The organism is Streptomyces sp. NPDC041122 (genome assembly GCF_055592445.1).
Genome location: NZ_JBVIYQ010000012.1, coordinates 245,242 through 260,084 on the forward strand (window position 1 = coordinate 245,242; position 14,843 = coordinate 260,084).

Genomic DNA, 14,843 nt, shown 5'->3' on the forward strand with positions numbered 1-14,843 from the left:
CTTGCGACGGGACAAGAGTCCCATCACTTGGGGAGGATCTCCATGCGTGTCTTCGTCACCGGCGCCACCGGCCTGATCGGCTCCACCGTCGTCGCCGAACTGCTCGGCCATGGCCACACCGTCCTCGCACTCGCGCGTTCCGACGCGTCCGCGCTCGCCACCGAGGCGGCCGGCGCCGAGCCGCTCCGCGGAGCCCTCGCCGATCTGGACGTCCTGCGGGCCGGCGCCGCCCGGGCCGACGGGGTCGTCCACCTGGCGTTCGGCAATGACTTCAGCAGCCCCGAGGCCCTCGCGAAGAACGTCGACGAGGAGAGCGCCGCCCTAGCGGCGCTGGGTGAGGAACTCGTGGGCAGCGACCGCCCCTTCGTGACCGCCTCGGGTACGCCCCACACCCCGGGCCGCCTCTCCACCGAGGCCGATCCGGTGCCGACCGACGGACCGGTCGGCGGTCGCGGCCGCGCGGTCACGGCGGTCCTCGGCCTGGCCACGCGCGGGGTCCGGAGCACGGCCGTACGGCTGCCGCGCACGGTCCACAACGAGGGCACGGGCGGGTTCGCCGGCCTGCTGACCGACATCGCCCGCCGGACCGGGGTGTCCGGCCACCCGGACGACGGCACACAGCGCTGGCCGGCCGTCCACGCGCTCGACGCGGCGGTCCTCTTCCGGCTCGCCCTGGAGCGCGCGGACGCCGGTACGGTCTGGCACGCCGTGGCCGACGAGGGGGACCGGGTGCGGGACATCGCCGCGGTCATCGGCCGCCGCCTCGGCCTGCCGGTCGAGTCGGTGCCGTCATCGACGTACGGTCCGCTCGGCCCGATCTTCGCGAGCGACCAGCCGTCGTCCAGCGCCCACACCCGGCGCGCCCTCGGCTGGGAGCCGAAGCGGCCCGGCCTCCTGGCCGACCTGGAGAACATCCGTCCCTGACCCGACGACCACCTCGGCGTTCGTATGGAGGGGCGCCATGCGCTACCCCAGCATGGCCTGCAAATCGACTCGCTTGACGTCGAGTTTCCGGTAGATCCGGGTCAGGTGCTGTTCCACCGTGCTCACCGTGACGCACAGCTTGCGGGAGATCTCGCGGTTGGTGAACCCGTCGGCCGCGAGCTCCGCCACCCGCCGCTCCGCACCGCTCAGTTCGGCGTCGGAGGGGGTGGCGTCGGGTGGCGTGCCGTCGAGGGGGGTGCTGTCGAGTGGGGGCCCGCCGTCGGAGGCCGTGGCGGAGACGGGCGCGTTGTCCCACCGCCGGGACAGGAGTTGGGCCTTGCGGGCGAGCAGGCGGGCCCGTTCCGCCTCGCCCCTTTCCCGTACGGCCACGCTCTGGTCCGCGACGGCACGCGCCAGCTCGAAGGGGTCACCGCTCTCCCGGAGCGCCGCCACGGCCTCGTCCAGCAACTCGACGCGCTCAGGGGCGGGCGCGGTCGCGGCCCGCAGACGCAGGGTCATACCCCGGGTACGGCCGCCCGTCGGAGTGTTCAACGCGCGCTGAGCATCGATGAGTTGGCGAGCCAGCAGCGACTCCCCGAGGGCCAGGTACGCCTCGGCCGCGCCGAGGCGCCACGGTTCCAGCGCGGGCAGGTCGAGACCCCAGCCACTCATGCGGGTCCCGCAGGCGTAGAAGTCGCAGAGGGCGGCGTAGTGGCAGCCGGTGGCCAGGTGGTAGCGGCCGCGGGCCGCGAGGTAGTGCAGTCCGGGGCGGGTCTGGAAGACCGGCTGCGGTACGGGCCGCTCCAGGAGAGCCGCCGCCCCGTCCACGTCCCCGAGCACCGACTTCGCCTGTACGGCGGCGGCCAGCGGCAGTCCGATCGCGGCGCCCCAGCCCTTCGGGCCGAGCAGGGCGAGCGCGGTCCCGGCGTGCCGGTCAGCGGCGGCCGGGTCGCCCTGGCGCAGCTGGATGAGGGCCCGCCAGGCGTGGAACAGGGCCTGCCAGGTGGGGCTGTCGCGCTCGGCGGCCTGCGCGAGGAGCCCGTCGCACCAGGCGCCGGCCCGGTGCGGCCGGTCGTGGTAGGTCAGGGTGGCCAGGGCCGCCGACTGCACCGCGACGGTACGGGGGCCGAGCCGGTACCGGTTCAGGGCGCGCTCGGCGGCTTCGACGGCGTCCGGCCCGGCGCCGTGCAGCAGGTCGGTCAGGAGGGTGCCCGCGCCCTGCAGCTCCGGAGTGATGGCGGGCGGTGCCGAACGCTGCGCGGCGAGCACGCCGGCGCCCAGCCGCTCCTTGACGTGCCCGGGGAACAGGTACGCGCCCCACAGCCACGGGGTGTCGAGGTCCGCGGCGTTCATCGGGGGCGCGCCGCCCGGTCGCCCCGGCCCCGGTCCGGTGAGCGCCTCGATGGCGTCCAGGCCCTCCTCGACCCGCCCGTGCCAGAGGAGGTGGGTGGGGAGCGGGGGCGGGGCGAGGCCGGGGAGGCGGGGTGGGGGGAGGGCAGAGGGCGCGGGCCCTGCGGAGGGCTCGGCGGGCACGGTCGGAACCGTGAGGTCGGGCAGGTGGCGGAGTACCTTCGCGGGGTCCACGCGCCACTCCGCGTCGGCGAGCGCGACGACGGTCGCGGAATGTTGGCCGGCGGTTCGGCACCGGCGCTGAGCGGCCCGCAGATAGCCGATACCGGTCTCCAACTGGTCCGCCTCCAGCGCGAGTTCGGCCGCCTCTTGGAAGACGGGTACCGCCCACGGCGTGTCCGAGCGGTCGGCGGCCACGAGGTGGGCGGCGACCTCGGTGGCCGGCGCGCCCTCCTCGTGCAGCAGGTCCGCCACCCGTCCGTGCAGGGCCCCGCGCTCCTCCGGCGGCATGCCGTCAAGGACCGCCGCCGCGAACGCCGGATGGCACAGGCGCCCCTCGTGCAGGACGTCCGCCACGGTCAACCGGTGTGTGGCGCGGGCGACGGACGCCGCGTCCACGTCCCCGTCCAGGAGCCGTCCGACCAGGGTCGGATCGGCCCGCGTCCCCAGCGCCGCGACCGCCCTGGCGACCTGGGTGGCGGGCGCCCCGTGCCGGTGGAGGAGGCCGAGCACCGCGCGGCCGTACGCCTCCCCGGCCCCGCCCGACGTCCGGTGGTCGTCGATCAGCGCGTGGACGAGGTGCGGGTGGCCCGCGGTCATCGCGTGGACGAGCGGCGTGAGGTCCTGGGCCGTCCGCTCGTCCAAGTGCCGGGCGAGTACGGCTCCCACCCCGGCCTTCGACAAGGGCTCCAGGCGGAGTACGCGGAGGTCGGGCTCGTGCGGGAAATCGCTGTCGAGCAGGGCGTTCGACGCCTTCTGCTGCGCGTACTCGGTGAACACGACGTGCAGCCGCGCCGACCGCATCCGTCGCACCACGTACAGCAGGCACCGCAGCGAGGCGGCGTCGGCGTGGTGCGCGTCGTCGACGGCGATCACGACGGGCCGCTCGCCCTCGTCGAGGAGGCCGCGCAGCACGGCGCAGAGGCCGCGCAGGGCGGGGGCGGGGAGCGGCGGCTCACCGTCGCCGGTCCCGGTGGTGGCGGTCGCGGGTTGGAGGGTCGGGTTCGGGGCCGGGGCGCCCGGGACGCCCTGGGCCAGGGTGTTCGGGGCTGGGATGCCCGTGTCGCCGAGCCACGTCAGGGCGCGGTCCGCGCTCGCGGCGGGCAGGCCGGGGCTGTGCAGCAGCTGCTCCATGACCCCCAGCGGCAGGTCGCGTTCGGCACGGCAGGCGGTGGCGGTCAGCACCAGGGCGTCGGGGCTCAGCCCGTCCGTCCAGGCACGCAGCAACGCCGTCTTTCCCGTACCGATTCCGCCGCTGAGGACCACGAGGCTGCCGTGGCCGTCGGGGCGGCGGGCGGCGGCCCCCGGGTGGGGCCCAGTGCCGGGGCGGCGGCCGGCAGCGTCACGGGCAGGGACTCCGGCACCGGCGCCTCCGTACGCGTCCCGTAGAGCGGACAGCTGCTCCGAACGTTCGACAAGGTCCACCGCTCGCCTCATTCCGTCGTCAGCTGCCGGGCCGCCAGGAGCGGGTCACCGCGTGCCCCACTCGCGGTCGATCAGCGCGAACATGTCGTCGGCGCTCGCGGTCTCCAGGTCCTCGCCCTCGTTCCCCTCGTCCGGCGTTTCCCCGTCGGCGGGAGCGGCCGCGCCGGCGGTGTCGGGCTGCTGCTTCCACAGCAGGGCCTGCAGGCGCCGGATCAGTCCCTTGCGGCGTGGATCGTCCGCGGCGAGGCCGTCGAGGGCCAGCTCCAGGTCGTCCAGGTGGGCCGCCACCGGCAGCTCCCCCGCGCCGCCGTCGGGCAGGATCCGGTCGAGCAGGTGCTCGGCGAGGGCGCGGGGCGTCGGGTAGTCGTAGACCATCGTGGCGGGCAGGCGGAGTCCGGTGGCGGCGCGCAGCCGGTTGCGCAGCTCCACGACCACCAGGGAGTCGAACCCGAGGTCCTTGAAGGCCTTTTCCGGCTCCACCTCCTGCCCAGGCTCGTACCGGAGGACGGCCGCCACTTGGTTGCGGACCACGTCCAGGAGCACGCCGGTCCGCTCTCGTACGGGCAGGGCGGCCAGTTCCCGGCGCAGCTCCGCGGCCCTCTCCGCGGTCTCGCCGCTGTCCGACGACGCGTCGAGGATCCGTACGGCCTCGGGGACCCGGTCGAGCAGGCGGGTGGGCCGGGCCAGGGTGAACAGCGGGGCGAACCGCTCCCACTCGATGTCCGCGACCAGCGTGTGCCCCTTGCCGCCGCCGAGCACGTCGTGCAACGCACTGAGCGCCAACTGCGGTTCCAGCGGCGGCAGTCCCTGGCGCCGGGACAGCCCGGCGGTATCGCGCGCCAGTTCACCGTCGTCGGGCAGGTCCCAGATCCCCCATCCGACGGAGACCGTGCGGAAGCCGTCGGCGTCCTGCCGCTGCGACAGGGCGTCGAGGTAGGCGTTGGCGGCGGCGTAGGCGGCGTGTTCCCTGCTCCCGAGGGTGGCGGCGACGGAGGAGAAGTAGAGGACGGTCTCTACGGTGCTCAGGGCGGTGTCGGTGTCGGGGTCGTGGTCCGCGTCCGTGCCTGCGTCGGCGTCGGCGTCGGTGTCGGTGTCGGTGTCGGCGCCAAGGCCTGCTTCAGCGGCCGTATTTGAGGCACCCACCGGCCGCGACACGGCACCCCCCAGCTCGCCCAGCTCAACGGCGGCGGAGGCCGTGGCTGCGAGTTCCTCGGGGGTGACCTCGGCGAGCGGGGCGAGCCGACCGGGGAGCGAGGTGTGGATGACGGTGCGTATCGCCAGGTCCGGCAGCTCGGCGAGCGCACGCGTCACCGCCGCCCGCCCGGACGGGCTTCCGGAGATCACCGTCAACTGGGTTCCGTTCCGGGCGACTTCGTCCGCGAGATCGCCGTCGCGCGGACTCGCTTCGGGGTCCGTGTCCAGGAGTACGACGTGTTCGGCACCGGACGCGGCGAGCCACCGCACCACGTGGTCCGCCAGGTGACCGACACCGCCCGTGACCAGGACGGCACCGTGCGGCCGCAGGCGGGCGCCGGTGGAGTCGGCCGAGTCCGGGTCGGCGCCGGTGGCGGCGTCGGGTACCAGGCGGCGGCCCAGGGCTCCGCCTCGCCGCAGGGCGATCTGGTCCTCACCACTGCCCCCGGACAACACCGCGTACAGCGTCCTCGCGTCGAGCGCCTCCGGGTCGCCGGGCAGATCCACCAGGCCGCCCCACAGCTCCGGGTGCTCCAGGGCCGCCACCCGTCCGAGCCCCCAGACCGGGGCCTGCGCCGGGGAGACGACCGGATCGGCGTCACCGCACGAGACCGCGCCACGAGTGGCGCACCACAGGGGGACACCGAGGTCGGCGTCGAGCAGCCCGTGCATCAGCGTCAGGGTGTCGGTCAGGCCCCGGGCGACGGCGTCGCAGACGGGGGCCTCGGTCGATGCCGGGCCACCGGAAGCTGCGGCGCCCACGGCTCCCCGCCCTTCGTCGAGCGCCAGCAGGGACAGCACCCCGCCGAGCGGCGCCCCGTCCGGGATCGCGGCCTGTTGCGCCCGGAGCAGCTCCGCCGCCTCCGCCCGGCCGCAACCCGGACGGACCTCGACGAAGGCCACCGGCGCACCCGCCTCCTCCAGCGCCCGCGCGCAGGCCTGTCGCCAGACGGGAGTCGTCGCGTCGGCGGGAGTGACGATCAGCCAGGTGCCGTCGTGTCCGCCGGCCGGCGCCCCTTCCGCACGCGCGCTCCCCGCGCCCGTGTTGGCCGCGGCCGGTCCTGGAAGTTCGATGCGCTGCCAGTCGACGCGGTACCGCCAGCCGTCGACGATCGACTTCTCGCGCCGCTCGCGCCGCCATGCGGCCAGCGCGGGGAACACCGTCTCCAGCGCCGCCCGGTGCCCGTCGTCCTTGAGGTGCAGGGTGTCGCAGAGCGTCTGGATGTCCTCGCCCTCGACGGCCGCCCAGAACCCGGCCTCCTCACCGTCCGCCTGCGAGGCGGCCACGGGCGCCGCGATGTCCGCCAGCCAGAACCGTCGTCCCTGGAAGGGGTAGGTCGGCAGGTCGACGGTGCGGGGCGCGGGGCCGGCCGGATAGTACGCGGTCCAGTCCAGGGTGGCCCCCGCCGTGCACAGACGCGCCATCGCCCGCGCGAACGCCACGTCGTCGGGCAGCGCAGGGTCGAGGGACGTGGTGACGACCGGCTCCGGGCCACTGCCACCGCCCTCGGCCTGGTCCTCCGCCGCCGCATCCAGGGTGTGCTGGGCAGCGGTTGTCAGTACGGGAGCGGGACCCAGCTCCACGAACACGCCCGCCGACTCGGCGAGTTCGGCGATGGCGGGCTGGAACAGGACCGGCTGACGCACATGCCGCGCCCAGTACTCCGGAGCCGTGACCTCCACCCCGGCCCGCTCACCCGACACATTGCTCATCAGCGGAATCGACGGCTCCCGGAACTCCACACCCCGCAACGCCTCGGTGAAGTCAGCCAGCATCGGCTCCATCAACACCGAATGAAAAGCATGACTGACCGACAACGCCTTGGTCTTACGACCCCGCTCCCGCCATGAGGCGACGACCTTCTCCACCTCTTCGGCCGGCCCCGAAATCACCGTGGAATCCGGCGTATTCACCGCCGCCACACTGACACCGGAACCCTCCAACTCGGCAGCCAGCTCCTCAGGCGTCGCCTGCACCGCACACATCGCCCCACCCTCAGGCAACGCACCCATCAAACGAGCCCGCGCACCCACCACCCGGCACGCATCCTCCAGCCCGAAAACACCCGCCACATACGCAGCCGCGATCTCCCCCACGGAATGCCCGACCACCACATCCGGCCGCACCCCCACCGAACCCCACAACCGCGCCAAACCCACCTGCAACGCAAACAACCCCGCCTGCGCCCACAACGTATGACCCAACAACTCCCCCGGACCCTCAAAAACCACCTCCCTCAACGACGGCCCAGAAGAACCCAACTCCTCGTCAAGCAGCCCACACACCTCATCAAAAGCATCAGCGAACACCGGGAACCGCTCATACAAACCGGCCCCCATCCCCACCAACTGACTCCCCTGACCACTGAACAACCAGACCACTTCCCGGCCCACTCCGCCGCCGCCTCCACGCGACGAAGACGGTTCGACCAGCGCCGCGTGAGGCTCGCCGGATGCCAAGGCCCGGAGTCCTGCCGTCAGTTCGCCGAGTCCTCCGCCGATGACGACCGCACGCCGGTCGTGCACCGCGCGCGTCTTCAGCAGCGACCAGCCGACTTCCACCGGGGAACCCGACGCGGCTGTCCCCGACAGGCATCCGGCCAAGGCCGTCGCCTGTGCTCGTAGCGCCTCGTCGCTGCGGGCCGAGATCAACCACGGCACCGCGAGGTCCGCGTCGGTGCCCCCGGTCCCGGTGCCACCCGCGGCCGGCTCCTCCGGGGCCGCCGTCGCGGGGTCGGGGGCCTGTTCCACGATCAGGTGGGCGTTGGTGCCGCTGATGCCGAAGGAGGAGACGCCCGCCCGGCGAGGGCGGTCGGACCGGGGCCACGGCACGGGGTCGGTGAGGAGCCGTACTCCCCCGCCCTCCCAGTCCACGTGCGGCGTGGGGCGGTCGATGTGCAGCGAGGGCGGCAGTTCGCCGTGGCGCATCGCCATCACCATCTTGATGACGCCTGCCACACCGGCGGCGGCCTGTGTGTGGCCGATGTTCGACTTCACGGAGCCGAGCCAGAGCGGCCGGTCGGCCGGCCGGTCCTTGCCGTACGTGGCGAGGAGCGCGTTGCCCTCGATGGGGTCACCGAGCGTCGTGCCGGTGCCGTGCGCCTCGACGGCGTCGACCGCGTCCGGGGTGACGCGAGCGTTGGTGAGGGCCTGGCGGATCACTCGTTCCTGGGCGACGTCGTTGGGGGCGGTCAGGCCGTTGCTCGCGCCGTCCTGGTTGACCGCTGATCCCCGTACGACACCGAGGATCCGGTGACCGTTGCGGCGCGCGTCGGAGAGGCGCTCCAGGAGGATCAGGCCGACGCCCTCGGAGAAGCCGGTGCCGTCGGCCGCCTCGGCGAACGGCTTGCACCGGCCGTCCGGGGCCAGGCCGCGCTGGCGGGAGAACTCCACGAACGCGGTGGGCGTGGACAGCACGGTGACGCCGCCCGCCAGGGCGAGGCCGCAGTCGCCCTGCCGCAGTGCCTGACAGGCCAGGTGGATCGCGACGAGGGACGCCGAGCACGCCGTGTCCAGGGTCACCGCCGGGCCCGCGAGCCCGAAGCTGTAGGCGATGCGACCGGAGATGACGCTGGCGAGGGTGCCCGTGGTGGCATACCCCTCGACCTCCCGCGGCACCTGCCCGCCGTGTCCACCCGTCATGTGGTCCTGGCTGGACACGCCCGCGTACACGCCGGTGGGGGTGTCCTTGAGCGTGGCCGGGTCGATGCCCGCGCGCTCGAACAGTTCCCAGGCCACTTCGAGGAGCACCCGCTGCTGCGGGTCGGCGGCCAGCGCCTCGCGCGGGTTGACGCCGAAGAAGTCGGCGTCGAAGCGGGCCGCGTCGCGCAGGAACCCGGCTTCGCGCACATAGGTCGTGCCCGGGTGGTCGGGGTCCGGGTGGTAGAGGCCGCCCAGGTCCCAGCCGCGGTCGGTGGGGAACTCCTCGATGGCGTCACCGCCCGAGGCGACCAGATCCCACAGCTGTTCGGGGGAGGCGACGCCGCCCGGGTAACGGCAGGCCATCGCGACGATGGCCACCGGTTCCCGTTGCCGCTCCTCCATGTCGCGCAGGCGCTGACGGGTCTGTCCGAGATCCGCCGTCACTCGCTTCAGATAGTGGCGGAGCTTGTCCTCCGTACCCGGCGTGTCGTGCGTACCCGGCATGTCGTCTCCACTCCTGATCAAGAAGGCAGTTCTCGGTCGATCAGTTCGAAGAGCTCGTCGTCCGAGGCGGACTCGAGGTCTCCGTTCCCGGTGTCCGCGTCGTCGGCTTCGCCGGTGCCGCGCGTGCCGTCGCCCGTAGTGCCGGTGGCGGCGTCGTCGAGGCGCCACATCAGGCTCTGCAGGCGGGCCACGAGGCGGTCGCGGGTGTCCGCGTCGTGCGCGTGTCCCGTGATGGCCGTCTCCAGGCGGTCCAGCTCGCCGAAGAGGGGCGCCGCGGGGTCGGCGCCTGCGGGGCAGAGCTGCGTCCGCAGTTCCTCGGCGATGGCCGAGGGCGTGGGGTGCCGGAAGATGAACGTGGCGGGCAGCCGCAGTCCGGTGGCGGCGGAGAGACGGTTGCGCAGTTCGACGGCGGTCAGGGAGTCGAAGCCGAGGTCCTGGAAGGCGGCGTCGGCGCGCACGGCGTCGGTGCCGGAGTGCCCGAGGACGGCCGCCGCGTGCGTCCGGACCAGGTCGAGCAGGGTGCGGTGCTGTTCGTCGGCGGTGAGCGCGGCCAGCTTGCCCGCCCAGTCGACGTCCTGCCGGACGGTCGCGGCCGTCGGGCGGCCGGAGCCGCGTCCGCCCGCGAAGCCGCGCAGGAGGGCGGGGAGGGTGGCGGCGGATTGGCCGCCGAGGACACGGGTGTTGAGGTCGGCGGCGACGAGGTGCGCGTGGCCGTGACGACGGGCGGCGTCCAGGAGGGACAGGCCGTGTTCGTGGGTCATGGCCTTGACGCCGATGCGGTTCATCCGGGCGACGTCGGTGTGGCTGAGGTTGCCGGTCATTCCGGTGGCGGTCGCTTCGGGGCCGGTCGGGGCGGGGCCGGTCGTGGCGGGGCCGGTCGTGGCGGGGCCGGTCGTGGTAGCGCTGGTTTCGGTGCTGTCCGGCGTACCGCCCGTCTGCGCCTGCGAGGCTTCCCACAGGCCCCAGCCGATGGACAGGCCCGGCAGTCCTTGGGCCTTGCGGTGCTGCATCAGTGCGTCGCAATAGGCGTTCGCTGCCGCGTAGTTGGCCTGACCGGGGCTGCCGAGAGTGGCAGCCGCCGAGGAGAAGACAGCGAAAAGACCGAGCCGCATTCCGCGGGTCGCCTCATGCAAGTGCGCGGCAGCCGACGCCTTGGCCGCCCACACCCGCGCCAGCCCTTGCGGCGTCTGCGCGGTGACCACCGCGTCCTCCAGGACACCGGCGGCATGCACGACACCCGTCAGCGGGTGGGAAGGATCGGTCTTGCCGACCAGCTCCGCCACCGACTCCGCGTCGCTGACATCCGCGGCGGCCACGGTCACTTCGGCGCCCAACCGCCGTATGTGCGCGGCCAGTTCCTTGGCCCCCGGGGCGTCCGGGCCACGGCGGCCGGCCAGCAGCAGGTGCCGCACACCCCACTCCCGCACCAGGTGCTCGGCCACGACCTGACCCAACGCGCCCGTGCCACCGGTCACCAATACCGTGCCCTCGGGATCGAGGACGGGCGGAACCTCCAACACCAGCTTGCCGGTGTGCCTCGCCTGACTCATGAACCGGAACGCCTCCCGCGCCTGGTCCAACGGCCAGGAACGCACGGGCAGGGGAGCCAGGGCTCCGGAGGCGAACCGCTCGCCGAGCTCCCGCATCATGACCTCGATGCGATCCGGCCCGGCGTCGGTGACGAGGTCGTAGACGGTGTACGTGACGCCCGGGTGCTCGGCGGTGACGTCTTCAGGGGTACGCAGGTCGGTCTTGCCCATCTCCAGGAAACGCCCGCCCTCGCCGAGCAGTCGCAGCGAGGCGTCGATGAACTCGCCTGCGAGGCTGTTGAGTACCACGTCCACGCCGCGCCCGCCGGTGGCCCGGCGGACGGTCTCCTCGAAGTCGAGGTCACGGGACGAAGCACGGTGGGCGGCATCGACACCCATCTCATTGAGCACAGCGTGCTTGGCGGGACTCGCCGTCGCGAAGACCTCCGCACCCAGATGCCGGGCGATCCGCACGGCCGCCATACCCACACCACCGGTACCGGCATGGATCAGCACCCGCTCCCCCGCCCTCAGCCCCGCCAGCTCCACCAACCCGTACCAAGCCGTGAGGTATGCGACGGGCATCCCGGCCGCCTGGCGCATGTTCCAGCCCTGCGGAACCGGCGCCACCATCCGCGTGTCCGCCACGGCCATAGGGCCGAAGGATCCGTGCAGTACGCCCATGACGTGGTCGCCGACCGAGAGGTGCGTGACGTCGGAACCGACTTCCGTCACGACGCCCGCACCCTCGCCGCCCAGGCCGACCTGGCCCGGAACCATGCCGAGGCTGACCAGGATGTCGCGGAAGTTGATGCCCGCGGCGTGGACGTCGAGGCGTACCTGGCCGGGGCCCAGGGGCTCCAGGAGCTCCGGGTAGGCGACGGGCGCCACGCTCTCCAGCGTGTCGGCGGCCCCCTTGTCCAGGCGCCAGGCGCGCGTGTCGGGGACCGTCGCCAGGACGCCACCGGCCGCACGGACGAGTCGGGGGATCAGCAAAGTGCCCTCACGCAGGGCGAGTTGGGGTTCGTCGAGTTCCTCTATGGCGTGGCGGAGCCCGGCCTGCGGCAGCTCGCCGGCCTGCGCGGTGAGGTCGGCGGTCCGGCCATCGGCGTCCAACAGGGCGAAGCGGCCCGGGTGTTCCGACTGGGCGCTGCGGACCAGGCCCCAGACGGCTGCCGCGTCGGCGTCCACGTCACCGCGATAACCGCCGGCGCTCTCGCCTGCGGGTAGCGTGGCGACGGCTCCACGCGTCACCAGGAGCAGGCGGGAGTCCGCCAGCTCCGGTTCCGCCAGGAACTCCTGCACCAGCGACAGCACCTTCTCCGCCACCGGGAGGCCGTCGCCGGGCGTGGTCTCACCGGGGGCGGTCCCACCGGCAGCGGTATCACCGGACGCGGTGTCGCCGGACGCGGTGTCGCCGGATGTGGTCTCGACGGGGACGACGACCGCCCAGGGCGCCTCGCCACCGGTCCGCACCACGTCCGCCAGCCCGGTACCGCCCGTCAGCGTGACCCACTCGCCGCCGCCTTCCGTCTCCCTGACCGAGGCGGGAAGCGGGAGCGGCGTCCATTCGACGGTGAACAGGCCCTCGTCGCGGACCCGTTCAGTGCGCAGCTGCCCGATGTCGGCGGGGCGGAGGGCAACCGATCCCACGCTCAGCACCTTCGCCCCGGTGCCGTCGGCGACCGACACCCGTACCTCACGCTCGGTCTCGTCGTGCGCGCCGGGCGACAGACGGACGCGTACGGTGCCGGCACCCGCGGCCCACAAGGCAACCTGGTTCCACGTGAACGGCAGCCAGACCTTGCCGTCGTCCTGCGGCTCTCCGGGCCATTCGAGCAACAGGGCGGGGTGGAGGGTGGCGTCCAGGAGGGCGGGGTGGATGCCGTAACCGTCATGGGCACCGGCGGCTTCGGGAAGCTCCACCTCGGCCAGCAGATCCTGCCCGTCCCGCCACACCGCGCGCAGCCCCTGGAACGCCGGACCGTACGCGTAGCCTGCCGTGGCCACCCGCTCGTAGAAGCCGGCCAGATCGACGGGCACCGCCCCCGGCGCGGGCCACGTTCCGGCGAGCTCCTCGGGGGCGTCGCTGGTGACGCCTCCGGCACTCACCTGGGTGGTGTCGGGGGTGAGGGTGCCGGTGGCGTGGCACACCCACGCATCGCCTCCGTCGTCGCAGCCAGCGGTGTCGGTGTCGCTGTCGGGGCGTGTGTAGATCTGCACACCGCGACGCCCCTCGTCACCGGCCTCCTCCACCACCACCTGCACCCGCAGACCCGACGCCTCAGGCACCACCACCGGCGCCTGCAACATCAACTCATCCACACCCCCACAACCAACCTCATCACCAGCCCGCAACACCCACTCCACCAAAGCCGCACCCGGCACCAACACCGTCCCGGCCACCTCATGATCCACCAGCCACGACACACCCGAACGCGACAACCGACCCGTCAGCAGACACCCACCCCGGTCAGCGAACTCCACCGCCGCACCCAGCAACGGATGCCCCGCCGCCACCAAACCCAGCCCCACCGCATCCCGGCCACCCCCACCACGCCCCACCAGCCAAAACCGCTCACGCTGAAACGCATACGTCGGCAAATCCACCACCCGCGATCCCCGACCACCCGGGAAGAATCCCGACCAGTCGACATCGACGCCGGCCACATGCAGACGCGCCATAGCATCCACGAACGCCCGCTCCTCGGACCGCTCCCCGGCAAGCGAGGACACCAGCACCGGCTCGGCCTGCTGCTGCTCGGCAACGTCGTCCAGGGTGTGCTGGGCAGCGGTCGTCAGCACGGGAGCGGGACCCAGCTCCACGAACACGCCCGCCGACTCGGCGAGTTCGGCGATGGCGGGCTGGAACAGGACCGGCTGACGCACATGCCGCGCCCAGTACTCCGGAGCCGTGACCTCCACCCCGGCCCGCTCACCCGACACATTGCTCATCAGCGGAATCGACGGCTCCCGGAACTCCACACCCCGCAATGCCTCGGTGAAATCAGCCAGCATCGGCTCCATCAACACGGAATGAAAAGCATGACTGACCGACAAAGCCTTCGTCTTACGACCCCGCTCAGCCCACAAAGCCGAGATCGCAGTCACATCCTCAACAGGCCCCGAAATCACCGTGGAATCCGGCGTATTCACCGCCGCCACACTGACACCGGAACCCTCCAACTCGGCAGCCAGCTCCTCAGGCGTCGCCTGCACCGCACACATCGCCCCACCCTCAGGCAACGCCCCCATCAAACGAGCCCGCGCACCCACCACCCGGCACGCATCCTCCAACCCGAAAACACCCGCCACATACGCAGCCGCGATCTCCCCCACGGAATGCCCCACCACCACATCCGGCCGCACCCCCACCGAACCCCACAACCGCGCCAAACCCACCTGCAACGCAAACAACCCCGCCTGCGCCCACAACGTATGACCCAACAACTCCCCCGGACCGCCGAACACGACGTCCTTCAACCCCGGCCCGGAAGAACCCAACTCCCCGTCAAGCAGCCCACACACCTCATCAAAAGCATCAGCGAACACCGGGAACCGCTCATACAAACCGGCCCCCATCCCCACCAACTGACTCCCCTGACCACTGAACAACCAGACCACGTCACCACTCGAAGGGGTCGCGCCGTCTCGCGTCTCCGTGAGGCCGACCGCCGGCTCCTCGGAGGCCAACGCCGTGAGACCGGCGAGGAGTTCGGATCGATCGCGACCCGCCACCACCGCCCGCTGCTCGAACAGTGAGCGCGAGTGCAGCAAGGCCCGGCCCACGTCGCGTACCGCGAGGTCCGTATCCGCCGTCACCGCATCGCGCAGGCGGTTCGCCTGGGCGCGCAAGGCCTGCCGGCTACGGGCCGACAACACCCACGGCACCACCGGCCCGTCACCCTCCGGCACCAGCGAGGCACCCCCCACCGGCTCCGACACCGGCTCCTCCACCGCGTCCGGCGCCTGCTCCAAAATCAGATGCGCATTCGTCCCCGACGCACCGAACGACGACACCCCCGCACGCCGAACACGCCCCACCTCCGGCCACCG

4 protein-coding genes are annotated in these 14,843 nt (G+C 72.9%); 1 reads left to right on the forward strand and 3 read right to left on the reverse strand.

Going from position 1 to position 14,843, the window contains the following annotated elements; translation table 11 throughout:
* Positions 1–42: 42 nt before the first annotated feature.
* A complete protein-coding gene (locus ACZ6B8_RS35990) occupies positions 43–924 on the forward strand; it encodes an SDR family oxidoreductase (RefSeq protein WP_471072302.1) in 882 nt (293 codons plus the stop codon).
* A gap of 42 nt (positions 925–966) precedes the next feature.
* Here the strand turns inward: ACZ6B8_RS35990 and ACZ6B8_RS35995 are convergent, their stop codons facing one another.
* The 3 genes from ACZ6B8_RS35995 to ACZ6B8_RS36005 are packed head-to-tail and all read right to left on the reverse strand — an operon-like array spanning position 967 to position 14,807.
* A complete protein-coding gene (locus tag ACZ6B8_RS35995; protein ID WP_471609960.1) occupies positions 967–3,918 on the reverse strand; it encodes a helix-turn-helix transcriptional regulator in 2,952 nt (983 codons plus the stop codon).
* Positions 3,919–3,963: 45 nt separating this feature from the next.
* A complete protein-coding gene (locus tag ACZ6B8_RS36000) occupies positions 3,964–9,258 on the reverse strand; it encodes a type I polyketide synthase (protein WP_471609961.1) in 5,295 nt (1,764 codons plus the stop codon).
* Positions 9,259–9,275: 17 nt separating this feature from the next.
* Positions 9,276–14,807 carry an SDR family NAD(P)-dependent oxidoreductase gene (locus tag ACZ6B8_RS36005; protein ID WP_471609962.1) on the reverse strand — a complete coding sequence of 1,844 codons (5,532 nt, stop codon included), beginning with the start codon at positions 14,805–14,807 and terminating at the stop codon, positions 9,276–9,278.
* Positions 14,808–14,843 lie beyond the last annotated feature (36 nt).

Excerpts from the sequence above, each read along its gene's own strand:
- ACZ6B8_RS35990 (WP_471072302.1), top strand. The coding sequence starts at position 43 with ATGCGTGTCTTCGTCACCGGCGCCACCGGCCTGATCGGCTCCACCGTC.
- ACZ6B8_RS36000 (WP_471609961.1), bottom strand. The coding sequence starts at position 9,258 with ATGCCGGGTACGCACGACACGCCGGGTACGGAGGACAAGCTCCGCCAC.